The organism is Sulfitobacter sp. GN1-4, from assembly GCF_055693825.1.
Window position 1 is genome coordinate 375,194 of record NZ_JBVFUQ010000003.1, and the last position, 22,710, is coordinate 397,903.

A 22,710-nucleotide genomic window follows, 5' to 3' on the forward strand; every position below is an offset into this window, starting at 1 on the left:
GCACCCTTTGCGCAAGGTCATCGCTCATTTTAGCTTGGAACTAAACGAAACGGTTTATATTTAGGGGGTCTCAGTTCGGAGCCCGCATGTCTCACATCGCCTCTCAGGTCCGCCGTGGCCGCAAATTTGACCAGGTGCTGCAAGGCGCACGTGAGGTTTTTATGGCGGACGGCTTTGAAGGGGCCAGCGTGGATGACATCGCCCGCGCGGCTGGGGTCTCCAAGGCGACGCTCTATAGCTATTTCCCGGATAAACGGCTGCTGTTTTTAGAGGTGGCCAATGGCGAATGCAGCAGGCAATCTCAGGAAGCCATAGAAAGCATTGATATGTCCGCCCCGCCAGAGGTTGTTCTGAACGATGTTGGCCACAGGTTCTTGCGCTTCATCACCTCCACTTTCGGGATGCAGATCTTTCGCATGTGTGTGGCAGAATCTGACCGTTTCCCCGAAATCGGCCAACAGTTTTACAACTCTGGCCCCGCGGTGATGCGCGCAGAGATGGCCCAATATTTCCAAGAGGCCGCAGGCCGGGGCGAATTGCGCATCAAAGATTACATTCTTGCAGCGGATCAATTTGGTGAGCTTTGCAAAGCTGACATCTGGGCGCGCTTGATCTTTGGTGTCAGCAAATCTGTCTCAGAGGCTGAAATCGACCGCGTGGTCGAAGGTGCTGTTGACACTTTCATGGCCCGCTACGGCGTGCCTTCGCCGGTTCCCGCTGAATGACACGCCGGTTTCTGATCTGCGCGCTGCCTGTCTTCGCGGCTGGATGCGCGGCCCCACTGCCCCCGGTTCTTACCCCAGGGCCAGACACCTGCAATGCCAGTGCGTACAGCCATCTCTTGGGGCAACCGCCATCAGCAGCAGATGTTGTCCCGCAGCCCAAGCGCGTGTTTCACATCACCGATGCCGTCACGATGGACCACCGCGAAGAGCGGGTGAACGTGCAAATTGACGACAGCGGTACCATCGGCGCGATTACCTGCGGATAGAACGCAGCGGGGGCGTTGGGGGATCTGTCGCTTTTGAGTTATAGAAGAAAGATGAAGCGGGACGGCCCGTGCTTCATCTTTCCAATAAAACTCAAAAGCAACGTCGCAAAGGGCGCCAAGGCTCAAGGGGGTGTTAACCCTTTGGCCGTTTGTCCAGGATCCGCACGGCTTTGCCTTCGGAGCGGGCCACGCCGCCCACATCTGCCACATCCACCGCGACACTGATCCCGATGGTCTGTTTGATTTGCCCGGCCAAGGCCGCAGCTGCCGCCGCGCGGGCCTCTGTGGTTAAGCTGGCATCAGCCGCTTCACAAAGCACCCGCATCTGATCCATTCTGTCAGGACGCGACAGCTCAATCTGAAAATGTGGTGCCAACCCATCGGTGGCCATCAAAGCCTCTTCGATCTGTGTGGGGAAGACGTTCACACCGCGCAGAATGATCATATCATCGCTGCGTCCTGTGACCTTTTGCATCCGCCGCATGCTGCGCGCAGTGCCTGGCAACAGGCGCGTCAGATCGCGGGTGCGGTAGCGGATGATCGGGAAAGCTTCTTTGGTCAGTGAGGTAAAGACCAGCTCACCCTGTTCGCCCTCGGCCACAGGTTCGCCGGTTTCGGGGTTGATGATTTCGGGATAGAAATGATCCTCCCAGATGTGCAGCCCGTCTTTGGTCTCAACACATTCCATCGACACACCGGGGCCCATCACCTCACTCAGGCCATAGATATCGACGGCATGCATATCAAAGGCCTGTTCAATTTCCTGGCGCATTGCGTTGGTCCAGGGTTCGGCACCGAAGATGCCTACCTCAAGCGAGGAGGCGCGCGGGTCCAGACCTTGCGCCGCAAATTCATCCAAAACGGACAGGGCATAAGACGGGGTGACCGTAATGCCTTTGGGTTTGAAGTCCTCAATCAGTTGCACCTGGCGCGGTGTCATCCCGCCTGAGATCGGATAGGTTGCAAGCCCCAGCGCATCGGCCCCCAGATGCACCCCCAGTCCGCCGGTAAACAGCCCGTAGCCATAGGCGTTGTGCAGCATGTCACCGGGGCGCAGTCCCGCCGCGCGCAAGGAGCGGGCCATCACGGTGCCCCAATGCTCCAAATCCTTTTGGGTATAGCCAACAACCGTCGGTTTGCCCGTGGTCCCGGATGAGGCGTGGATGCGGGCCACTTTCGACTGGGGGACGGCAAACATCTTGAAGGGATAATTGTCGCGCAGGTCGGTTTTGACCGTGAAGGGGAATTTCGCCAGATCGCTCAGGTCGTGCAAATCGTCGGGATGGACCCCCGCCGCATCAAAGCTTTGCTTGTAGAACGGCACATTGTCATAGGCATGGCGCAAGGACCATTTCATCCGCTCCAATTGCAGCGCTGAAATCTCATCCCGGCTGGCTATTTCAATGGCATCCAAATCCGCCCGGTTCGGTGTCAGGTCTTTCATGATGCTGGGGTCTCCTCCTCAAAATGCCGGCCCTGAATGGTCCGCGACAACCCCCGAAAGAGGGCCACCACCCGGCCATCCTCTCCTGTGACGGTGACGTCGTAAACGCCCGACCGCCCGGTGCGCGACACCTCTGTTGCGGTTGCGGTAAGCAGCTCGTAGGGCTTTCCGGGGCTGACGTAAGTGATCTGGTTCTGTTGGGCGACGGTGTTTTGGTTGTAACTGTTGCAGGCAAAAGCAAAGGCGCTATCGGCCAGCGTAAAGATAAAACCGCCATGACAGATCCCGTGCCCGTTCAGCATGTCCGCGCGCACGGGCATCGTCATCACCGACTGCCCAGGGGCAATGCTGGCAAGCGACATGCCCAGCCCGGGCGTTGCGACATCCGCCGCAAACATGATCTGAGCACATTTTTCTGCGCGGGCCTGGGGTGTCATGTGAACCGGTCTTTGTGTTTCATAAATACGGACCGTGGCATTATTTTGTAACGCTTTCAACCGTCGATCACCAAGGCCCTTGATTTGGTCTCAGAAGGGCGCAACTGTAGGTCATGACCGTGCACATCCCCCCCCAAGTCACTCCGTTTGAGCGTCCGCCAGAACAGGTGGCCTTTCACCGCACTGAATTGTCGGTGATCTTATCGCTTTATGGCCGGATGGTCGCCGCGGGCGAGTGGCGCGATTACGGCATCTCATGTCTGAAGGATGTGGCAATATTCTCCGTGTTCCGACGCACGGCAGAATTTCCGCTTTATCGCATCGAAAAGCGCCCCAAGCTGCGCAACAAACAGGGCATGTATGCTGTGGTTGGAGCGGACGGTCAGATTTTGCGCCGGGGCCAAGATCTCAAATCCGTGTTGCGCGTGCTTGAACGCAAACTGATCCGCGCGGTGGAGTAACCCAGCAGCGCCTGATCAAAGATGTGGCCAGCCCCTGCGGTTTTCTAACGCGGATCTATCCCAGCACGTTCACACCATCCGCCGGTGCGCCGTGACCGGCCCATCCCCTTGCGCGGCGATCTCTTTCAATCGCGCCCGTGATCGGCTCTGTCACTGTGGCCATCGCGTGGGCATTGGCGTGGATGAGCGTCTGTGCATCCAGCACCAGCGCCACATGCCCTTTCCAGAACAGCAGATCATTGCGCTGGTAGGAGCCTGTCGCGGCCCGCCCTAAGCTTTCTTGCATGTCGCTGTCACCGGGGCAGGGCAGGCCACAGGCCACCATCGCCGCTTGTACCAAGCCGGAACAATCAATGCCCCAGCGACTGTTGCCGCCCCACAGATAAGGGGTGCCCAAAAACAGCGTGGCCACCGCCGCGGGATCATCAAACCGGTGTCCTTTGGGCCGCAGATGCGTCAGCGGGACAAATCCGTGACCCGTTTGGGCAAACGCTTCCTCCTCGCCGGTGCTGGTCACCATGCTGCCAAAGCTCAGGCTCATCAGATCGGCAGACTTAAAGTTTGCGTCTGTATAAGCGTGTGTTGCCGGTGCCGTGACAACATGCGTCGCTGTTGAAATCATCCCCAGCGCATCGGCGCGGACAAACCCGCAATAGCCATCCTTTGCGGCCTGCACATAGCGCCAGGGCCCGTCATCCCCATGCACCGTGACCTCTTCCCCAAAAATCAGCTGTCGGTCCCGTGGCCCGCCTGGGCTGCGGCATAAATCCACCACAGGCACCACCACTTGCGCGGGGTCTGACCGGGTGTTGTGCGCCGGGTCGATGGTTAGGCGTGGATCGCTCACAGCTGTAACAAAGGTCCAAGTGCTGCATAAAGCGCCCGCGTGCCTTGGCCCACGCCACCTTTGGGGCGGGCAGGCGCATCTGCAGGTTGCCAGCCGTAGATGTCAAAATGGGCATAGGCGCTTTCGGTCACAAATCGCCGCAGGAACAGTGCTGCGGTGATGCTGCCCGCAAACCCGCCCTTCGGCGCATTGTCCAGATCGGCAATCCCTGGCTCAATCATCTGTTCATAGGCCGCATGAAAGGGCATCCGCCACACCGGGTCCGCGTGATGCGCTGCAGCGTGCTCAAGCGCTGAGACAAAAGCGGGGTCATCACTGTAATAGGGGGCCAGGTCCGGCCCAACCGCCACACGCGCAGCACCCGTCAGCGTGGCCATTGAGATGATCTGATCGGGCTTTTCCTCATCCGCCAGGGCCAGCGCATCTGCCAGCACCAACCGCCCCTCGGCATCGGTGTTGTTGATCTCAACCGTTAGCCCCTTGCGGGAGGTCAGGATGTCGCCGGGCCGGAACGCGTTGGACGACACGCTGTTTTCCACCGCCGGGATCAGCACCCGCAGGCGCAAAGGCTGTGCCGTGGCCATGATCATATGCGCCAGGCCCAGAACAGCCGCCGCACCGCCCATGTCCTTTTTCATCAAAGCCATCGACGCACCGGGTTTCAGGTTCAGCCCACCGGTATCAAAACACACGCCCTTACCCACCAACGTCAGCGCAGGCCCGCTGGTGCCCCAGCGCATGTCGATCAGGCGCGGTGCCCGGTCAGCGGCGCGGCCAACCGTGTGGATCATGGGTAAGTTCTGGGCCAACAGGTCTTCGCCCGTGATGACCTCAATGGATGCGCCCTGCGCCTCTGCCAGTTCCCGCGCTGCCGCTTCAAGATCAGGGGGGCCCATGTCTGAAGCAGGCGTGTTGATCAGATCGCGGGTCAACGCCTCTCCGGTCGCAAGCGCTTCAACTCGGGTTGCGTCGATCCCCTCAGGGGCGATCAGACGCGCAAGCGGTTCGGATTGGTTGCGATACCGCGTGAAACGGTAGCTGGACAAGAGCCAGCCCAGACACTCCGTCTCAACCTCTGCCACCGGCAGTCCGCCCGCCAGGCGATAGGTGCCCTTGGGCAGTTTTCCGATCCCTGCGGCCAAATGGAACCGCCCCCGCGCCCGGCTTTTGACCGATCCATAGCCCATGGCCACAGCGGCCAGGCCACCACCTGCGTCCGGCAGGGCAATGGCCTGCCCCAAGCCCCCGGTGAACCCCTGCGCTTTGACCCAGGCAACCGTGGCGGCTGGCTGATCTGCCAGCCAATCGCTCAAAGCATCCTCTGCAATGACGTGAAGGGGGATCGTATCGTCAGTCTGAGACGCAAAGCAGGGGGACATGGGTGGCCTTTAACGTTGGGAGTGTTTGGCCCAGCCTACGCCTTTGAACGCCACCTGCAATGGGCAGCGCTTATTCAGCGAAGTCTTGAATGTCCCACACCACGGTCAAAGAGCGTTCTCCGACCCGCAAAAGCCGCGACAACGTGGCCGCGACAGCAACCCGGTCGCCTTGGTCAACCACGTCCGTGACATCCTGCGCCACCTTGCTGAGTGCGGACATGCCAACCTGATCTGCAATCGCCACCAAAGATCTGGTGCTTTTGCGCAGCCCAACCATATCGCCAGAGCGGTACAGCGCCTCACATTGGGCAAAACGCAGCGCCAATTCCTCAAGCGCGCGGCAGACCACATCTTCGGCTCCGGTCTGACCCAACTGCGCATAAAGCGCAGACAGGCGGGTATGATCCACCCGCACGCTTTCCATCGGTTCAATATGCCTCACTTGCATCTGCACGCACCCTTCTCACTGCCCCCACGGCTGTACGCGAACATGCGCCGGAGGCATGATGAAAAAGTTGAAGGCAAAGTGCGTTTTCCGTCGAAAGAGAGGTAAAACTGATCTACCGGCCCCCGCCCGCACCAAACCAAAAGACGTGATAGGATGGGGAATGCGGTGGCAAAACGCGCTGAAACACCGGCTTTCATGCGGCCAAGGTTGCATCTGAAACGCTGACCCCCATTGGCACTTGGCGGGCAGGCCACTACAAGGCCCCAACGGAGTCTGCAAACGCCAACCAGGATACGACATGGATCAACTGCTTGCGCTTGCTGCGCAAAACCTCATCTCGCCGATTATCCTTTCCTTTGTTTTGGGGGTCGCAGCCGCCTTTGCGCGCTCAGATCTGAGCATTCCCGAAGCCGTCGCCAAGGGCATGTCGATCTATCTGCTTTTTGCCATTGGCTTTAAGGGCGGCGTCAGCGTGGCGGCGCATGGCATTGATGGCACCTTGGGTCTGGCCCTGCTGGCGGGCATCTTGTTGTCCTTTGCGCTGCCGCTGATCGCATTTGCACTGCTGAAGGTGATGACCCGCCTGGACACGTTGGATGCCGCGGCGGTTGCCGCGCACTATGGCTCGATTTCGATCGTGACCTTTGTGGCGGCGACATCGGTTTTGGAAAGTCAGGGCATTGCTTCTGAGGGGTATATGGTCGCGGTGGCCGCCGCGATGGAGGCCCCGGCGATCCTGTCGGCACTCTGGCTTGTCGCACGCGGCAGCGGGGGCGAGCGTCAGATGGACAGTGCGCTAATGCGTGAGATTATGCTCAATGGCTCCATTGTCCTGCTGGTGGGATCGTTCTTTATTGGCTGGGCCACGGGCGAAGAAGGGCTGGCGCAAATCTCCAGCTTTATCGTGGCTCCGTTTCAAGGGGTGCTGTGCCTGTTCCTGTTAGACATGGGACTGGTCGCAGGGCGCGGCCTGCGCGAAGGGGGCAAGATCTTGCGGCCCGGCGTTTTGGCCTTTGGGGTCCTGATGCCCCTGATCGGGTCAGTCCTTGGCCTGACCTTCGGCGCGCTGTTGGGGCTGTCGGCAGGCGGTGTGGCCTTGATGATGGTCCTGTCGGCGTCTGCATCCTATATCGCTGTGCCCGCTGCGATGCGGGTGGCCCTGCCTGAGGCAAACCCATCCTTGTACCTCACGCTTTCGCTGGGCGTGACATTCCCTTTCAACCTGACGCTGGGCATCCCGCTTTACGTGGCGCTGGCGCAATTGGTGAGCGGAGGCTAACCCTATGCAAACCCATAAAGCAAAACGTGTTGAGATCACCATTGAGGCTGTGATGCAGTCCCGGTTGACCGATGCGCTGACCGATGCTGGCGTGACCGGCTATACCATTCTGCCGGTTTTTGGTGGCTCCGGGCGGTCAGGCCCCTGGACTCGGTCGGGTCAGGTCAGCCGCGCGTCCGGCATGGTGCAGGTGGTGTGTATTATCCAGCCAGACAAATTAGATGATCTGCTGGACGGTGCCTTTGCCGTGGTGGAACGCCACATTGGCGTGGTCAGCGTGGTGGATTGTGAAGTGCTGCGCGCTGAGCGGTTTTAACCCGGCATTAACTGATTCGAGTTGAGCGTTAGGGTCATGGAAACCGTGACCCTGCGCTTGCCCCAGACCCTGTTGCGTGATGCCGCCCGTGTGGCGCACCACGAGGATGTGACCGTTGGGCATCTGGTGCGTGTGCTGTTGGCGCGTGAAGTGAGCCGCCGTTTGAACCCCAAAGCCCCTGAGCGCGTTGACGCAACGCTCCTCGCCGCTTTGCAAGCGCTCCTCGCGTCAGACATGGCCGACGCGGATGGCTGGGATGACCTGGCCCTGCGGTTAAAGCGTCACGGATACGATCTGCGCCCCGCGGGCGGCGGGGTTGCTTTGCACAAACGCGCTTGTGGGACACGGATTTGCAAAGGGTCAGAGCTGGGCTTTGCCTACCGCACGCTTGTGGAGCGGTTCGAATGTGCTATGCCCGGCCACCCCCATGGCGCGTTAGGATTGCGCCCCACTGCCGACAGCGCACCATTGGACAGCACGCGCAAAGGACGCTTGCAGCGGGCATTAACGCCGATCTTTGCCAAAGCTGAGAGTTGGGATGCGCTGTTGTCCCAGTTGGATGCGGCTGGATACACGTTGCGCCCCATGGGGCGGGGCACCGGGGTCTACACGGTCCCGCAGGGACGCCACCTGTGCAACACGGCGACCGTTGGCTTTCGCTACCGCGCTTTGGTCAAGCGGTTTGGCGGCCCGATGCCCGGCCACCCCCATGGGGCAGACCGGTGCAAGGCCCCGAAGGGTGCCGAGGATATGGGCATTGATGTGGACGTCATCGACCGGGAGGGATGAGGTAACGGTGCCGCGCTGCGGGCTCACCAAAACCAAAAGGTTTCAAACCCGCCCTTGCATGACCTTTTCCTGGCAGAGGCGCGCGCGCTTCCCAAGTGCAATTGCGGTTTCCCAGCAAGCTGGGAGCCTCCGCGATTCCACCTGGCAACCGCGTGCCCCTCAGCCCGGTGCAAGTTCAAGCAAGGGCGGCTCCGAAACCAAAGGATCTGGACGGCAAAAGGCCACGCGCAATTGGCGTGGCCTTTGGGATCGGTTCGGGGGAGGCTCAGCCTTTTTGCAGGACTTCGCGGCCCAAAAGCTCAGCAATCTGGACGGCGTTCAGGGCAGCACCTTTGCGCAGGTTGTCAGAGACGCACCACAGGTTCAGGCCATTGTCGATTGTGCTGTCCTGGCGGATGCGGCTGATGAATGTGGCGAAATCGCCGACACATTCCACTGGCGTGACGTAGCCGCCGTCTTCGCGTTTGTCGATCACCATGACGCCTGGGGCTTCGCGCAGGATGTCGCGGGCCTCGTCCTCATCCAGGAAATCCTCAAATTCGATGTTTATAGCTTCTGAGTGGCCCACAAAGACCGGCACGCGCACGCAAGTGGCCGTGACTTTGATGGCGGTGTCGACGATCTTTTTCGTCTCCGCGACCATCTTCCACTCTTCCTTGGTGGAACCGTCTTCCATGAACTTGTCGATATGCGGGATCACGTTGAAGGCGATCTGCTTGGTGAATTTCTTGGCAGGCTTGTCATCGGTGGGGTTGTAGATCGACTTGGTCTGATCCCACAGCTCATCAATGCCGTCTTTGCCCGCACCCGACACCGACTGGTAGGTTGAGACCACCACGCGCCTGATTTTGGCGCGGTCGTGCAACGGCTTGAGCGCCACCACCATCTGCGCGGTGGAGCAGTTGGGGTTGGCGATGATGTTCTTGTTTTTATAGCCGTGAATGGCCTCTGGGTTCACCTCTGGCACAATGAGCGGGATCTCAGGGTCATAGCGGTAGAGCGATGAGTTATCGATCACCACGCAGCCGGCCTTGGCCGCGGCGGGTGCGTATTTCTCTGTCGCCTCGGAACCCACGGCAAAGAGTGCCATGTCCCATCCGGTAAAATCAAACGTATCAAGGTCTTTGCATTTGAGCGTCGTTTCCCCAAAGCTGACCTCCGTGCCCAGGGAACGACGGCTGGCCAGGGCCACAACCTCATCCGTGGGGAACTGGCGCTCGGCCAGGATGTTCAGCATTTCGCGGCCCACATTGCCAGTGGCGCCCACGACGGCGACGCGATAACCCATCTCATTTACTCCGTATATATGGGGGTGTGCGCGCCCCTTACACCGCTTACCTGTCCGAGGAAAGGCCTGCGGTGCAGATCGCTGGTATGCAGATGGGGCCTGTGTCAGGATCACCCGTAACGTCAGGAGGGGGCATGGCTGAAACCGACCCATTTTATGAGGCCTTGCCACGGGTGCGGGCCTTTGAGGCGCTGACCCGGGCAGAGCAGTTCACGCCCGTCCCCGCAGGTTGGCTGATCGGGGTTTCAGACATCGTAAACTCAACCGAGTTGGTGGCGGCGGGACAGTACAAGACCGTGAACATGACCGGGGCGGCGGTGATATCAGCGGTGATGAATGCACTCAGCGGGGCGGCGTTTCCCTTTGTCTTTGGCGGCGACGGGGCAGGATTTGCCATTCCGCCCCAGCAGGCGCAGGTGGTACGAGAGGCACTGGCGCGGGTTGCGCGTTGGGCGCAGGCGGAATTTAGCATCACCCTGCGCGTGGCCCTGGTGCCGGTAGAGGAAGCCCGCAGCGCCGGGACCGAATTGCGCATCGCGCGCTATCAGGCATCAGAGCATGCGGATTACGCCATGTTTGATGGTGGTGCGCTGAATTGGGCAGAGGCGCAGATGAAGGCGGGGGCTTACGGTATTGCGCCCGCGCCTGAGGGGGCAGTGCCGGATCTGACCGGGTTGTCGTGTCGTTGGTCGGCCTTGCCTGCGCGCAATGGGGTGATTTTATCCGTGTTGATGGCACCTGAGCCGGGCGTGCCGGAGCGGGATGTCTGGGCGGTCTATGACCGTGTTGTGAGCTTGGCGCAAAAGCTGGAGCGGGGCGGGCACCCTGTGCCGCCGCAGGGGCCGGGTACGGATTGGCCGCCTGCTGGGGCCACCCTGGAGGCGCATGCGCAACGCGGCGGTGGGCCGTTGGGCCGGGCGCGGCGCAAGGTGCTCTTTGAGGCGTTGGTGGCCAAGATCTTGATCTGGTGGGGCATAACCTTGGGCGGGTTCAACGCCCGGCGCTACGCGAGGGTGGTGGGTGAGAACGCTGATTTCCGCAAGCTGGATGACGGTTTGAAGATGACGCTGGATTGTGACGCGGCGACCCAAGCGCAGATCGAAGAGGCCTTGGCCGAGGCCGCGCAAGCAGGCCTGATCCGCTATGGCACCGCCGCCCAGGACGCGGCGATGATGACCTGCATCGTACCTTCAATTCAGTCCGACGATCATGTGCATTTTGTCGACGGGGCGGCGGGTGGTTACACGTTGGCTGCGTCGCGCATGAAAGGGCGGACCGTTTAGGGCCTGACCGCTGGCAGACCCTAAAAGGGGAATGCGTCCTGACCTTAGGTGTTGCCGCGCCATTTTGCTGCCAAAGCCCGCGCGCCATTGGCCAAGAGCATGACGTCTGTGCCGACAGCCACAAACTGTGCCCCCGCAGCAAGCGCGGCGTTGGTCATATCGTCGTTTGTTGAAAGAATGCCGGGCGCTTTGCCAGCGGCGCGGATGCGGGTGAGGGCGTCCATGATGACCTCTTGCACCTCGGGATGCAGTGAATTTCCCATGTGGCCTAAATCTGCGGCGAGATCCGCGGGGCCGACAAAGACGCCGTCGACGCCTTCCACGGCGAGGATTTCATCGAGATTGGCGATGCCTGCGCGGTTCTCAACTTGGATCAGCAGGCAGATCTCTGCGTCGGCGGTGGTGCCGTAATCTGTGATTTCTGAGAAACGGGAGGATCGGGTGAGAGAATAGCCCACGCCGCGGTCCCCGTGGGGTGGGAAGGTGACATCGCGGACCAGCTGGCGGGCGTGATCTGCGGTCTCTACCATCGGCACCAGGACGGTTTGGGCACCAGCGTCCAGGATTTGTTTGAGGATATAGGTCTCTCCGATGGGGACGCGCACGGCGGCGTGGCTGTCGGAGGCTTCAAGTACCTGGAGGTGCGCGCGGGTGGAGCGCAGATCATTTGGCGCGTGTTCGCCGTCAATCAGGAGCCAGTCAAAACCGGCCGTGCCCATCAGCTCAGCTGAGAACGTATCGGCCATGCCGAGCCAGCAGCCAAAGACGGTTTCACCGTTCTTGAGGGCTTTCTTGAAGGGATTCGGTTTCGCGGGCATCTGCATTCTCCTCGGGCTGCACGTCGTCGCACCCTAGACGGGGCTCGGGCGTTTTGACCAGAGGGGTGGAGGGGTCTTTGTGCAACAGCTGGCGCAGGCGGGAGAGATGCGGGCGCAGGCCAGAGACCTCTGCCCCGGTGGTCTGCAAAGGGCGGGCGGCCTGGGCGATGCCTGCCGCACCCGGTGCGCGCAGCACGCCGTCGCGCAGCATTTCGTTAAAGAGCGCTGTTGCGGCATCGGGGGAGAGGTGCAACTGCCGGGCGAGCATGGCTGGGCTGCAGCGGTTTTGCGCGCGGGCGATGAGCTGTGCCCAAGCATATGTCCCCGCGGGGACAGAGGCCGATTGTGAAGCCACGGCGGCACTTAGCCTGCCTGTTAACGAATAAGTAAGGGGCAGGGAGGCCAGGAGGGCGGTGAAGCTGCGTCTGTTCATGAAGCAAATGTAGGGGCTGAGGGCGCTCTGTTAACGGGGAAAGTGGGGGCGGGGGCGTCTTTTTGCGGCAGGGATTGTTTTCTGGGGCAATGAGGGAGGAGTCTTTTATAGGGGGGCTCTGCCCCGTCGACCAGAGGTCGACCCCCCGGAGGTGTAGTGGGAAAGATGAAGCGCATCGGTGGGCGCGCGCCCCGGTCAGATCACTTTGATGACGTCTTTGTCGATGGCCAGCATGTAGCCGCGGCGGGCGATGTTTTTGACCAGAAGTTCCGAGACGATCTGATTGCCCAGGGTGTCGCGCAGACGTTTGATGCGGGTGGCCCCGGCGGCCTCATCACAATCGGCAGCGGTACGCCCTGAAATGACGCCTTCGATTTCAGAGCCGGAGAGCACGTCGTCATCCATGCGGGCCTCTGCCAGCACGGACATGGTTTCCATCGCCGCATCGGTGAGTTTGAAACCGAGGTTGTTGAGGTAGACGGTATTTTCTTCGCGGCTGATCAGCAGGGAATTCACCTGAATGCCGGCGCGTTCGATTTGGGCCATGCGCCGGTTGAAGGTGATGAGCATGACCAAAAAGACCAGGGCGGCGATCAGCATGGCGGCGGCGAAGACCAGAAGGACAAAGATCACCATGCGGTAGCTGGTCAGCGTGTCCGAAAAGGCGGTGCCGGATTGCGCGAGGATTTCCAGCAGTTTGATTTCTGCCCCCGAGGTCAGATCATCGTTTTCGATAAAGATGCGTTCGACTTGCGCGTTAAAGAGGTTTGCATCTGGCAAGACCCAAAAGAGGACAATGGCGCCGGTGATCAACAGCGCCAGGATGGCGGCGATGCCAAAGCCCACAAAGCGGCGCATCTCAGAAGCGGAGGTAGTTTTGTCCGGCACTGTCTTTCCTTGCATTGAGGCCCTCTTCGGAGAAGACGGAGACGATGTTGAGAAGGGTCCAGCCTTCCGCCGCCAGGCGGGGGCCAGCTCAGCGGCCGCAGTGGCCCGGTCACAGGCGCCGTTGATCTGGGCCACGCCGTAATGCAGCCGCAAGGGATCATCCTGTTTGGCTTTGTAATCAGCATAACAGCCTGCGGCCTGGCCCGGTGCGGCCAGGGCCAGCGTGAGCGCCGCGGCGATAAGGGGGGATGTGTGTTTCATAGCCATAGTGATGCGCTTTGGGGCGGCGTTATTCAATATCCAGCGGTGCGTGGCGCACCTGTTATCCGATAGCAGGGGGCCGTTATTGCCTGTCTGACGCGGCAAGCCCCAGGTTGATCCCATCACACCGCGGCCCCTGCGCCGCTTATGGAAAGGATCACCTATGTACCGCAAGTTTATTGCCACTGTTGCCGCAGCCTCCATCGCCTTGACTGCGATTGGTGCCGTGCCCGCCGCTGCCGAGAATTTCAAAGCTGAGCGTGCTTTGGCAGCCATTTTGGGATTGGCTGTTGTGGGGGCCATTGTGCATGAGAACCGCAAAGACAAAAAACACAAACCCGCGCAGGTGCATGGGGTGCCTAAACAAAAGGGGCACGGCCACCAGGGGCACAAGCATGTGGGGCAGGGGTATAACCCGCCCGTTTATCATCCTGCGCCGCGCCCGATGCCCAATCGGGTGAACCGCAAGCTGCTGCCGCAGCAGTGTTTGCGCAGCATGCAAAGTCGCGATGGGCGGGTGCGCTATTTCGGGCAGCGCTGTTTGAACCGGAACTTTGAATTTGCGCACCGCCTGCCGCAGGTCTGCAACTACACCTTCCACACGCACAAAGGCACCCGGCGGGGGTATGAGGCGCGCTGTTTGCGCGACTGGGGGTACCGTTTGGCGCGGGGGTAACGCCCGCGCCGGATCCAGGCCGTCCCGCCTGGAGAACTGGAGAGGATGTTCGGGCATCCTCTCCCTTTTTTGTTTGCGCCTTTGGGGGATTGGGGGCAGGTGGGGGCATGGGACCGGATTTTAGTTTTGAGCAGGCCGCGAAGGCCCAGGGGTATCAGCGCATCGCAGGTGTGGATGAGGTAGGGCGCGGTCCGCTTGCGGGGCCGGTGACCGCGGCGGCGGTGGTGTTGGATCCGGCGCGCATCCCTGAGGGGTTGAACGATTCCAAGAAGCTGACCAAGCGCAAGCGCGAGGCGCTTTACGCTGAAATCCTGGAGGTGGCGGATGTGAGCATCGCCCATGCCAGCGTCGAAGAGATTGACCACCACAACATCCTGCGCGCCAGCCATATTGCGATGGTGCGGGCGCTGGAGGGGCTGGAACAGCCTGCTGATTACGCCTTGATCGATGGCAATATGGTGCCGCGCGATTTGGTGCTGCCCGCGCAGACAATTGTGAAGGGCGATGGGCGGTCGCAGAGCATTGCGGCGGCCTCAATTATGGCCAAAATCTGTCGAGATTATGTCATGTTGTCCTTGGCGCAACAGCACCCCGGATACGGCTGGGAGACCAACATGGGATATGGATCAAAAAGCCACATCGAAGCGCTCCGAAATCTTGGTCCGACCCCACACCATAGACGTTCGTTCAAGCCCGTCCACAATATGTTGTGACAAGGTTTTTTCTTAACAGATTGATTCAAAAAAGAAATTGACCGCGAATCGCCTTTGACTCATCCTGATCTCAACCAACGAGTGCACAAGCACCGGGGACAGAGGCAGATAAATGAAAACGAAAACGAAGAGCGTTGCGGCGCTTCCTTTGAACACGATTATTGATGGCGATTGCATCGACGCGATGAATGCGCTGCCGGCGGAAAGTGTGGATCTGATTTTTGCCGATCCGCCCTATAACCTGCAGCTGCGCGGCGATCTGATGCGGCCCGACAATTCCCGCGTGGATGCGGTGGATGACGAGTGGGACCAGTTCTCCAGCTTTCGTGCCTATGACGATTTCACCAAGGCCTGGCTTAAGGCGGCGCGACGGCTGTTGAAAAAGGATGGCGCGATTTGGGTGATTGGCAGCTATCACAACATTTTTCGGGTGGGGGCCGCGCTGCAGGACGCTGGGTTCTGGATCCTGAATGACGTGGTCTGGCGCAAGTCGAACCCGATGCCGAACTTCCGTGGCAAACGCTTTACCAATGCCCATGAGACGATGATCTGGGCGGGCAAATCTGAGGGCAGCAAATATACCTTCAATTACGAAGCGCTGAAGGCCTTGAACGAAGGCATTCAGATGCGCAGCGATTGGGTGCTGCCGATCTGCACCGGCCATGAGCGTCTGAAAGACGCCAACGGCGACAAGGCGCATCCGACGCAAAAACCCGAAAGCCTGTTGCACCGCGTGCTGGTGGGCTCCACCAATCCCGGTGATGTGATCCTGGATCCGTTCTTTGGCACAGGCACCACAGGGGCCGTGGCCAAGATGCTGGGCCGTGATTTCATCGGGATTGAACGTGAGGCCGCTTACCGCCAGGTGGCGACCAAGCGGATCGCCAAGGTGCGCAAGTTTGATAGCGAAGCGCTGCAGACTACGACATCAAAACGCGCAGAACCACGGGTGCCCTTTGGCCAGCTGGTTGAACGCGGGATGCTGCGCCCTGGCGAAGAGCTGTATTCCATGAACGGACGTCACAAGGCCAAGGTCCGTGCCGATGGCACGCTGATTGGCAATGACGTCAAAGGGTCTATCCACCAGGTGGGTGCGGCCTATGAAAAGGCACCAAGCTGCAATGGCTGGACCTATTGGTGCTTTGCCCGCGAAGGACAGCGCGTGCCGATTGACGTGCTGCGCCAACAGATCCGCGCAGAGATGCGCAACTGAACACTGAGATTTACGAACACCGCCGGTGCCTGCGGCCTTCCAGATGAAGGTTGCCTATAAGGGCACTTACCTTTGCCCCGCCTTTTTGGCGGGGCCTTTTTTGTTATGATGGGCCCGAAAAGGGAGGGTGTGCCATGCAGGTTGAGGGATTGGACCATGTTCATGTGGAGGTCACGGACCGCCAAAAGGCTGCAGTTTGGTACGCGGATGTGCTGGGCCTGAAACCCCATGCGGACTTTGCGCGCTGGGCGACACACCCGCAGGGGCCGCTGATTCTGGCCGCAGCAAATGGCGCACCAACGCTGTCGCTTTTTGCGGGCAGCGGCGCTGCCACGTCGCGCGATGCGACGGTTGCGTTTCGCGTAGGCGGGGCTGCGTTTTTGGCCTTTCTTGAAGGACTAGAGACGCGCGGCCTTCGAAACAGGTTTGGCAAGGTGGTAACGCCGGAGCAAGTGCAGGATCATGAGATTTCCTGGTCGCTCTACTTTGTTGATCCAGACCAGAACCGGCTTGAACTGACCACCTATGACTATGATGTTGTTGCGGCCTCAATTGGGGACATGACGTAGCCTTTGGTAAAGTGTTGCCCTTCCCGCAGGGACTTGTGAGCGTTTCATGCCGAGGGTTCAGGGCAGCGCGTAGGGGCTGTTTTGAAAATCCCGCCAGATTTTCTCACCAACTTCGCAGTCTTTGGGATCGCGCGTGGTGGCTTTGATCAGCTGGGGTTTTGGGGCCAGGTCCGCGATTTCCAGCACCAGTTTGCGGCGCACGGCGTCTGCAAAGACTGGCCAGTCATGCACCGGGATCACGAATGATCCCGCGCCGCCGATCACGCAGGTGGTGTAGTAGACATCAAGATCCGGCAGGTAGAACAGCGAAAAGGCCCCGTCATCGGTCATCAAAGGCAGGCCGTTGATGGTGATCCCCTGCGCCAGCACCCTGTCGCGGGCGTCTGTGACGCGGGGGCCGAGGTTGTTGGGACCGTCGCCTGAGATGTCGATGACCCGGCGCAGGCCACGCAAGGCGTTGGCGTCAAACCGGCTGGCACCGAATTCAAGCGCGTTTGAGATTGAGGTCCGCCGCAGGCCCGGATCAAATCGCACGGTCAGCTGGCGGGCAAAGGTTTGTAGATCCTCGCGGCTCTCAATCACTTGCCAGTCCACAATCACCTCTTGGCTGCCAGCCCATTCCACATACGTAAGCGCAATGTTCTGCAGCAGCCCACGCCGGATCGCCTGATAGACCTCCTCTGATACCAGCGCCTCAGCATAGCCTTTGCGCTGCAGTTCAAGCTCCGCCGGGGACATGGAGCGGGACACATCGACCATCAGGACCAGCTCAAGATCTACCTCACGCTCTTCGGCACCGCCCATCAAAGGGAGGGCGCAGAAAAGCAGTGCCGCCGCAAGGGTTCGGATGGGATGCATGGGGATCAGCGTAAGCGGGTGATCCCGTGCTGTAAATCAGGCGCGGCGCGGTTTTCTGGTCAAAGCGGCGTGAACATAGCGCCCGTCGAATTCGGTTTTGTTCAGAACGTAAACAACCCCGGCGGACGCCGCTTTTTCCCACATGAAGGGAGAGGGCCAATCGCTGATCATGATAACGGGGATGTCGGCCAGGGTGGGATCACGTGCCAATTCCAGCGCGAAATCGGCCCCCAACCCATCGGGCAGATTGTTGTCCAGCAGGATCAGTGCGGCCTTATCCCGGGCCAGCGCCTTGCGGGCTTCTTTGAGGGTTGCGGTAACCTCAAGATGCATCACATGGCGCGATTTGCGCATCACGCGGGTGAGTTTTTGCTGATCAAAAGTGCTGTCTTCGACAATCAGGCAAGTCGGTGCCCGGTGTTCTGTCATGCTCTGCGCGTGCATCTGGCCCCCTTTGTTTGTCGCAAAAGGAGATGCCAGAGAAGATTTAACAATGGGTGACTTAACGCGGCATCGGCAGGGCGCGGGCGTTGTATTCGCTCCAATCGGTAATCTCGGGATAATAGCGCGCGCGCCAGTCCCGCACCTTGGGGTTCATGTACCGCCGCCAAAGCGGGGGGATCATCGCCAGCAGTGTCATGACAGGGTAGCCATAAGGCAGCTGCGGGGCCTCATCGGGGCCGTAGTTTTGCAAGACGGGGAACCGGCGGTCGGGCTTGAAATGATGGTCTGAGTGGCGCTGAAGATTGATCAGCAGCCAGTTTGACGCGCGGTGCGCGGCATTCCAGGAATGGTGCGGTTTGACATGTTCGTATTTGCCGCCCCCCAGATGTTTGCGGGTCAGCCCGTAGTGTTCGATGTAGTTCACCAGCTCCAACTGCCAGATGGCCGTGCCAGCCTGCATGACAAAGAGCCCAACGCCCGCCCAGCCGCCCAAGAGGTAGGCCAAGAGCAAAAAGCCCCCCTGCAACGCCCAATAGCGGAAAAACGGATTGCTGATGTGGGTCCAAGACAGATCTTTTCGGGCCAACATCGTTGCCTCCGCCCGAAAGGCAGAGCGCAGACATTGGATCAGCACGCGCGGGTAGTAGCGGTGAAACCCCTCATTATAGCGCGCCGTCACCGGATCGGCGGGGGTGGCGACATAGCGGTGATGCACCAGCAGATGTTCGGAGCGGAAATGCGAATAAAGCACCATCGCCAGCAGGATGTCTGCGCACCAACGCTCCAGCTTGTTTTTCTGGTGCATCAATTCGTGGCTGTAGTTGATGCCGATGGTGCCCGTGATGACGCCGACCCCAAAGAACAGAATAATACTTTCCCAGCTGCTTAGGTGCGCGGCCTGCGGGACGTACCACAACAGGCCAAAGAGGGTGAAAAACTGCGCAGGCACCCACAGAAGGGTGACAAGGCGGTACCAGTAAAGATCATCCTCCGTTGCCTCAAGATCCGCGTTTTCAGTGTTCAGACCAATCGCGGCATCTAGGATGGTAAACAGAAACCAGGTGGCAAAGGGCAGAATAATAAGGCTCCACCCACCGGTGAGTGCGACAAACCAGGCCAGCGGGATCAAACCCAGCGACAGCCAGAAGGGGAGCGCCCGGCTGAGCCGCGAAAGCTCGGTTCGGGGGATGGTGGATTGCATCGACATAACGGCACCTCAGAGGCTTGAGATGGGGACAGACTAGAACAGGAATTGGTAAATCGGAACTGAAATACCTGCGGCAAAAAGGGCCGTGTCGCGGTAGCGGCCCGCGCGGGTCATGGCCTGATAGGTTGGTGAAATTGAGAAAGGAGGGGTGAACTTCAGCCCGCTTGCCAAAGATCAAAGGCCTTGCGCATGACAGTGGGCAGATCAGAGGGGCGGAACGCTGATTTGGGCATGAAATCGCCCCGGCTTGGCGTGCCGTTTTCTGCGATGTCTGCCACCATAACCGTCAGGATCAGGTGAAAATGTGTGAACGTGTGGCGCACGTCACCGGGCAGGGCGCGCCAAGTGGCGGCGATTGGTGGCGCACCTTCCGGGCGGTCCAGGGCGGTGTCGATCCAATCGGAACCGGGCCAGCCCAGCATACCGCCCAGCAGCCCCTTTTCAGGACGCGTTTCCAACAGCCAGGCCCCATCGCTGCGGCGCGCCAGATAGACCGTGCCGTGGCGGATGGGTTTGGCTTTTTTCGGCAACTTCTTGGGCAGTTCGCTTTGCGTGCCAACCTGGCGGGCCTGACAGGGATCGCGCCACGGGCAGATGCCGCAGGCGGGGGATTTTGGCGTGCAGATCGTGGCCCCAAGGTCCATCACCGCCTGGGCATAGTCGCCGGGCCGCTGGGCAGGTGTCAGCCCTTGGGCTTTGAGCATCAGCTCGGGCTTGGCGGTGGGCAGGGGGGTGTGGATGTCATAAAGCCGCGCCATCACACGTTCGACGTTCCCATCCAGCACCGTCTGCTGCTGGTCAAACGCGATGGAGGCGACAGCCGCTGCCGTATAGGGGCCGATGCCGGGCAATTTCAGAAGCGCCGCATGATCATCCGGGAACTGCCCGCCATGATCCGCGACAACGACGCGGGCGCATTTCAGTAGGTTGCGGGCCCGCGCGTAATAGCCAAGGCCCGCCCATTCGCCCATCACATCTGCGTCCGCCGCAGCGGCCAGATCATGCACGCTTGGCCATCGGGTGACGAAGCGCTCAAAATAATCGCGCACGGTGGCCACGGTGGTTTGTTGCAACATGATCTCGCTCATCCAGATCCGGTAGGGATCGGGGCGCTGGCCTGCTTTGCGCGCCGCAGGGCCAACACGCCAGGGCATTTGGCGGGCATGAATGTCATACCACGACAGCAGGGTGTCGGGCATCGGCGCTGTCATGGTTTGTTCACGCAATATTTATGGCTCCATCAGTGATCACAGGCTGGTGATATGGGGGCAAGTCTCTATGTTAAGGACTGGTCAGAGGGGAAGATAGCGATGCCGCAGCGGCGGACCAGCACAAAAGGGTTCAAACGGACAGACAGCTTGCTGTCGGGCCAGATCCGCCGAGCCTCTGAAAGCCGTGGCTTTGCGCAATCGCGTCTGTTGACCCAATGGACAGAAGTGGTCGGCGAAGAGATTGCGGCCATTTCCCAGCCAGTTGAGGTGACCTATGGCCGGGGCAGCGTGGGGGCCACGCTGACGTTGCTGACCAATGGGGCCAATGCGCCCATGCTGGAGATGCAAAAGGATCAGCTGCGGGCAAAGGTAAATGCGGTTTACGGCTATAACGCCATTGCCCGTGTGCGCGTCACCCAGACAGCCGCCCGAGGGTTTGCCGAAGGGCAAGCCCAGTTTGGTCACAAATCCAAGGCCGCCGCGCAGGCCGCTGACCCGGAAATACGCCAGCAGGCGGTCGCAGCGGCCGAACCTGTTGCAGATGATGGCCTGCGGGCCGCTCTTGCCCAGTTGGGCGAAAATGTATTGAACAAGACAAAAAGCTGAACAGCAGCAAAGGAACGAGACATGCAAAGAAGAAACCTGATCCTTGGCGGCTTTGCCGTAGCGGGCCTGGGCGGCTGGGCATTCACCAGCCAGATGGGGCGTGACGCGGGGATGGTGGATGTGGCCCTGCCGGGTGCGGCAAATGCACAATCTACCTCGGGCGATTTTGACACCTCCAGCATTCCTGAGATGGTGTTGGGCAACCCTGATGCGGCTGTCGAGGTGGTGGAATATGCGTCCTTTACCTGCCCGCATTGTGCCTCGTTCCACGCAGGTGCCTACAAGCAGTTGAAGGCGGACTACATCGACACCGGCAAGATCAAGTTTGTCTACCGCGAAGTCTATTTCGACCGGCCCGGTCTTTGGGCCTCCATGTTGGCGCGCTGTGGTGGTGACGAAAAGTTCTTTGGCATCGCTGACATGCTCTATCAGACCCAATCCACCTGGGCGCGCGCGGGCGATCCTTCGGCGATTGTGGAAGAGCTGCGCAAAATCGGGCGCCTGGCTGGGCTGAGCAATGAGGCGCTGGAGACCTGTTTCCAGGATGCCACAATGGCGCAGACACTGGTGGCTTGGTGGCAAGAAAACGGTGACCGGGATGGCATCACCTCAACCCCCAGCTTCCTGATCAATGGCACGCGGCATTCCAATATGGCCTACGCGGATATGCAGGCGCTGATCGACGCTGAACTGGGCGCTTGATGGCGGTTGGCAGCCCCGGGCCGCTGGCCGGCTTAAAGGTCATCGAAATGGCACGCGTGCTGGCCGGCCCCTGGGCTGGCCAAACGCTGGCCGACCTGGGCTGTGAGGTGATCAAGGTGGAAAGCCCCAAAGGGGATGACACCCGCCAGTGGGGCCCTCCCTTTGTGACTCGGGACGAGGATGTTTCCGCCTCCTATTTTCATTCCACAAACCGGGGCAAGGCCAGCGTTGTGGTTGATTTCCGCACCCCCGAAGACGTCGCCCGGCTGAAGGCGATGTTGGCGGATGCCGACATTCTGATTGAGAACTACAAAACCGGCGGTTTGGCCAAATACGGGTTGGATTATAACAGCCTGAAAAAGGAATTTCCGCAGCTGATCTATTGCTCCATCACCGGGTTTGGGCACACCGGGCCTTATGCGCACCGGGCGGGGTATGATTTCATCATCCAAGGCATGTCCGGGCTGATGTCGATCACCGGTGAGCCTGACCGCCAGCCGCAAAAGTCAGGGATGGCGATCACTGATATTTTCACCGGAATTTACGCAACCACAGCGATTTTGGCGGCGGTGCATCAGCGGGCGCAGACGGGACGGGGCCAGCATATTGATATGGCCTTGTTGGATTGTGCGGTGTCGATCATGGGCAATCAGGCGATGAATTACCTCACCACCGGGACGGCACCAGGGCGGTTGGGCAATGCGCACCCCAACCTCACGCCCTATGAGGTTTTTGCGACAAGCGATGGCCATATCATCATCGCCACGGGCAACGACGGGCAATTCCAGCGGTTGTGCCATCTGTTGGGCTTGGCCGACATGGCAGAAGCACCTGAATTCGCGACAAACGCGGACCGGGTGGCCAACCGGCCTGAGATGATCCGGCGGTTGACTGAAAAGACAACGCAGCGCACGCGTGACGATCTTTTGGCAACCTGCGAAGCCAACACGGTGCCCGCAGGCCCGATCAACACCCTCGACGATGTTATGGCCGACCCCCAGGTGGTGGCGCGCGGCATGCAGATTGATCTTGATGGCATTCCCGGTTTGCGCTCTCCTTTCCGCTTCTCAGAGGCGGAATTGGCGTTGCTCCGGCCCTCTCCCAAGCTGGGTGAGGACGATTAGAGCGTCAGAGGGCGCGGCTGGCGCA

27 protein-coding genes and 1 pseudogene are annotated in these 22,710 nt (G+C 60.1%); 14 read left to right on the forward strand and 14 right to left on the reverse strand.

Annotated features, from left to right (window positions below; genetic code table 11):
• Nucleotides 1–86 precede the first annotated feature (86 nt).
• Complete coding sequence (locus ACZ1HM_RS02390) at nucleotides 87–725, forward strand: TetR/AcrR family transcriptional regulator (protein WP_472741031.1); 639 nt, start codon at nucleotides 87–89, stop codon at nucleotides 723–725.
• Nucleotides 722–991: an I78 family peptidase inhibitor gene (locus ACZ1HM_RS02395; RefSeq protein WP_472741032.1), complete on the forward strand. Its 270-nt coding sequence runs from the start codon at nucleotides 722–724 to the stop codon at nucleotides 989–991. Before ACZ1HM_RS02390 ends, ACZ1HM_RS02395 begins: the two co-directional genes overlap by 4 nt.
• A 133-nt stretch (nucleotides 992–1,124) precedes the next feature.
• On the opposite strand, the gene paaK is transcribed toward ACZ1HM_RS02395, so the two are convergent.
• Both paaK and paaI read right to left on the reverse strand, forming a co-directional pair.
• The gene (paaK, locus tag ACZ1HM_RS02400) at nucleotides 1,125–2,435 is read right to left on the reverse strand and encodes a phenylacetate--CoA ligase PaaK (RefSeq protein ID WP_472741033.1); all 1,311 of its coding nucleotides are present in this window, start codon (nucleotides 2,433–2,435) and stop codon (nucleotides 1,125–1,127) included.
• Nucleotides 2,432–2,872: a hydroxyphenylacetyl-CoA thioesterase PaaI gene (paaI, locus tag ACZ1HM_RS02405; protein WP_472741034.1), complete on the reverse strand. Its 441-nt coding sequence runs from the start codon at nucleotides 2,870–2,872 to the stop codon at nucleotides 2,432–2,434. The genes paaK and paaI overlap by 4 nt, the downstream gene beginning before the upstream one ends.
• A 113-nt stretch (nucleotides 2,873–2,985) precedes the next feature.
• Between paaI and ACZ1HM_RS02410 the strand changes: the two genes are divergently transcribed.
• The gene (locus ACZ1HM_RS02410) at nucleotides 2,986–3,333 is read left to right on the forward strand and encodes a DUF2794 domain-containing protein (protein ID WP_472741035.1); all 348 of its coding nucleotides are present in this window, start codon (nucleotides 2,986–2,988) and stop codon (nucleotides 3,331–3,333) included.
• 55 nt (nucleotides 3,334–3,388) lie between these two features.
• On the opposite strand, the gene ACZ1HM_RS02415 is transcribed toward ACZ1HM_RS02410, so the two are convergent.
• The 3 genes from ACZ1HM_RS02415 to ACZ1HM_RS02425 all read right to left on the reverse strand — a co-directional run bounded on the left by ACZ1HM_RS02415 (nucleotide 3,389) and on the right by ACZ1HM_RS02425 (nucleotide 6,007).
• Nucleotides 3,389–4,180: a C40 family peptidase gene (locus ACZ1HM_RS02415; protein WP_472741036.1), complete on the reverse strand. Its 792-nt coding sequence runs from the start codon at nucleotides 4,178–4,180 to the stop codon at nucleotides 3,389–3,391.
• The gene (locus tag ACZ1HM_RS02420; protein WP_472741037.1) at nucleotides 4,177–5,559 is read right to left on the reverse strand and encodes a leucyl aminopeptidase family protein; all 1,383 of its coding nucleotides are present in this window, start codon (nucleotides 5,557–5,559) and stop codon (nucleotides 4,177–4,179) included. The genes ACZ1HM_RS02415 and ACZ1HM_RS02420 overlap by 4 nt, the downstream gene beginning before the upstream one ends.
• Nucleotides 5,560–5,629: 70 nt before the next feature.
• Nucleotides 5,630–6,007, reverse strand: a complete 378-nt coding sequence (locus ACZ1HM_RS02425; RefSeq protein WP_472741038.1) for a hypothetical protein — start codon at nucleotides 6,005–6,007, stop codon at nucleotides 5,630–5,632.
• A gap of 298 nt (nucleotides 6,008–6,305) precedes the next feature.
• On the opposite strand from ACZ1HM_RS02425, the gene ACZ1HM_RS02430 reads away from it, so the two are divergent.
• From ACZ1HM_RS02430 to ACZ1HM_RS02440, 3 genes are read left to right on the forward strand one after another with little or no spacing between them, the layout of a single operon-like run.
• A complete protein-coding gene (locus ACZ1HM_RS02430) occupies nucleotides 6,306–7,286 on the forward strand; it encodes a sodium-dependent bicarbonate transport family permease (RefSeq protein WP_472741039.1) in 981 nt (326 codons plus the stop codon).
• 4 nt (nucleotides 7,287–7,290) lie between these two features.
• Nucleotides 7,291–7,602, forward strand: a complete 312-nt coding sequence (locus ACZ1HM_RS02435) for a P-II family nitrogen regulator (RefSeq protein WP_472741040.1) — start codon at nucleotides 7,291–7,293, stop codon at nucleotides 7,600–7,602.
• Between the two features lie 36 nt (nucleotides 7,603–7,638).
• Nucleotides 7,639–8,391 carry a hypothetical protein gene (locus ACZ1HM_RS02440; protein ID WP_472741041.1) on the forward strand — a complete coding sequence of 251 codons (753 nt, stop codon included), beginning with the start codon at nucleotides 7,639–7,641 and terminating at the stop codon, nucleotides 8,389–8,391.
• A 265-nt stretch (nucleotides 8,392–8,656) separates the two neighbouring features.
• Here ACZ1HM_RS02440 and ACZ1HM_RS02445 read toward each other — a convergent pair whose 3' ends face one another.
• A complete protein-coding gene (locus ACZ1HM_RS02445; RefSeq protein WP_472741042.1) occupies nucleotides 8,657–9,679 on the reverse strand; it encodes an aspartate-semialdehyde dehydrogenase in 1,023 nt (340 codons plus the stop codon).
• A 134-nt stretch (nucleotides 9,680–9,813) separates the two neighbouring features.
• Between ACZ1HM_RS02445 and ACZ1HM_RS02450 the strand changes: the two genes are divergently transcribed.
• On the forward strand, nucleotides 9,814–10,962 hold the full coding sequence (locus ACZ1HM_RS02450; RefSeq protein ID WP_472741043.1) for a DUF3095 domain-containing protein: 1,149 nt from the start codon (nucleotides 9,814–9,816) through the stop codon (nucleotides 10,960–10,962).
• 44 nt (nucleotides 10,963–11,006) lie between these two features.
• On the opposite strand, the gene ACZ1HM_RS02455 is transcribed toward ACZ1HM_RS02450, so the two are convergent.
• The 4 genes and pseudogenes from ACZ1HM_RS02455 to ACZ1HM_RS02470 all read right to left on the reverse strand — a co-directional run bounded on the left by ACZ1HM_RS02455 (nucleotide 11,007) and on the right by ACZ1HM_RS02470 (nucleotide 13,362).
• Nucleotides 11,007–11,780 (reverse strand): aldolase/citrate lyase family protein, encoded by a 774-nt coding sequence (locus tag ACZ1HM_RS02455; protein WP_472741044.1) that lies wholly within the window; start codon nucleotides 11,778–11,780, stop codon nucleotides 11,007–11,009.
• On the reverse strand, nucleotides 11,734–12,213 hold the full coding sequence (locus ACZ1HM_RS02460; RefSeq protein ID WP_472741045.1) for a hypothetical protein: 480 nt from the start codon (nucleotides 12,211–12,213) through the stop codon (nucleotides 11,734–11,736). Before ACZ1HM_RS02460 ends, ACZ1HM_RS02455 begins: the two co-directional genes overlap by 47 nt.
• Before the next feature lie 195 nt (nucleotides 12,214–12,408).
• Nucleotides 12,409–13,071, reverse strand: coding sequence for a winged helix-turn-helix domain-containing protein (locus ACZ1HM_RS02465; protein ID WP_472744549.1), 663 nt, complete (start codon nucleotides 13,069–13,071; stop codon nucleotides 12,409–12,411).
• Nucleotide 13,072: 1 nt separating this feature from the next.
• Nucleotides 13,073–13,362: pseudogene (locus tag ACZ1HM_RS02470) on the reverse strand (hypothetical protein).
• 163 nt (nucleotides 13,363–13,525) lie between these two features.
• Here ACZ1HM_RS02470 and ACZ1HM_RS02475 point away from each other — a divergent pair.
• From ACZ1HM_RS02475 to ACZ1HM_RS02490, 4 genes are all read left to right on the forward strand, one after another.
• On the forward strand, nucleotides 13,526–14,038 hold the full coding sequence (locus ACZ1HM_RS02475) for a hypothetical protein (RefSeq protein WP_472741046.1): 513 nt from the start codon (nucleotides 13,526–13,528) through the stop codon (nucleotides 14,036–14,038).
• Nucleotides 14,039–14,145: 107 nt separating this feature from the next.
• On the forward strand, nucleotides 14,146–14,751 hold the full coding sequence (locus tag ACZ1HM_RS02480; RefSeq protein WP_472741047.1) for a ribonuclease HII: 606 nt from the start codon (nucleotides 14,146–14,148) through the stop codon (nucleotides 14,749–14,751).
• 112 nt (nucleotides 14,752–14,863) lie between these two features.
• The gene (locus tag ACZ1HM_RS02485) at nucleotides 14,864–15,964 is read left to right on the forward strand and encodes a DNA methyltransferase (protein ID WP_472741048.1); all 1,101 of its coding nucleotides are present in this window, start codon (nucleotides 14,864–14,866) and stop codon (nucleotides 15,962–15,964) included.
• A 134-nt stretch (nucleotides 15,965–16,098) separates the two neighbouring features.
• Nucleotides 16,099–16,533, forward strand: coding sequence for a VOC family protein (locus tag ACZ1HM_RS02490; protein WP_472741049.1), 435 nt, complete (start codon nucleotides 16,099–16,101; stop codon nucleotides 16,531–16,533).
• Between the two features lie 57 nt (nucleotides 16,534–16,590).
• Here ACZ1HM_RS02490 and ACZ1HM_RS02495 read toward each other — a convergent pair whose 3' ends face one another.
• The 4 genes from ACZ1HM_RS02495 to mutY form a co-directional block, all read right to left on the reverse strand.
• Nucleotides 16,591–17,391, reverse strand: a complete 801-nt coding sequence (locus tag ACZ1HM_RS02495) for a DUF1194 domain-containing protein (RefSeq protein WP_472741050.1) — start codon at nucleotides 17,389–17,391, stop codon at nucleotides 16,591–16,593.
• A 36-nt stretch (nucleotides 17,392–17,427) separates the two neighbouring features.
• On the reverse strand, nucleotides 17,428–17,835 hold the full coding sequence (locus ACZ1HM_RS02500; RefSeq protein ID WP_472741051.1) for a response regulator: 408 nt from the start codon (nucleotides 17,833–17,835) through the stop codon (nucleotides 17,428–17,430).
• A 58-nt stretch (nucleotides 17,836–17,893) separates the two neighbouring features.
• The gene (locus ACZ1HM_RS02505) at nucleotides 17,894–19,036 is read right to left on the reverse strand and encodes an alkane 1-monooxygenase (RefSeq protein ID WP_472744550.1); all 1,143 of its coding nucleotides are present in this window, start codon (nucleotides 19,034–19,036) and stop codon (nucleotides 17,894–17,896) included.
• A gap of 161 nt (nucleotides 19,037–19,197) precedes the next feature.
• Nucleotides 19,198–20,241 (reverse strand): A/G-specific adenine glycosylase, encoded by a 1,044-nt coding sequence (mutY, locus tag ACZ1HM_RS02510; RefSeq protein ID WP_472744551.1) that lies wholly within the window; start codon nucleotides 20,239–20,241, stop codon nucleotides 19,198–19,200.
• A 111-nt stretch (nucleotides 20,242–20,352) separates the two neighbouring features.
• On the opposite strand from mutY, the gene ACZ1HM_RS02515 reads away from it, so the two are divergent.
• The 3 genes from ACZ1HM_RS02515 to ACZ1HM_RS02525 are packed head-to-tail and all read left to right on the forward strand — an operon-like array spanning nucleotide 20,353 to nucleotide 22,685.
• A complete protein-coding gene (locus ACZ1HM_RS02515) occupies nucleotides 20,353–20,859 on the forward strand; it encodes a DUF721 domain-containing protein (protein ID WP_472741052.1) in 507 nt (168 codons plus the stop codon).
• A gap of 21 nt (nucleotides 20,860–20,880) precedes the next feature.
• On the forward strand, nucleotides 20,881–21,561 hold the full coding sequence (locus ACZ1HM_RS02520; protein WP_472741053.1) for a DsbA family protein: 681 nt from the start codon (nucleotides 20,881–20,883) through the stop codon (nucleotides 21,559–21,561).
• Nucleotides 21,561–22,685, forward strand: a complete 1,125-nt coding sequence (locus ACZ1HM_RS02525) for a CaiB/BaiF CoA transferase family protein (protein ID WP_472741054.1) — start codon at nucleotides 21,561–21,563, stop codon at nucleotides 22,683–22,685. Before ACZ1HM_RS02520 ends, ACZ1HM_RS02525 begins: the two co-directional genes overlap by 1 nt.
• Nucleotides 22,686–22,710: the final 25 nt, after the last annotated feature.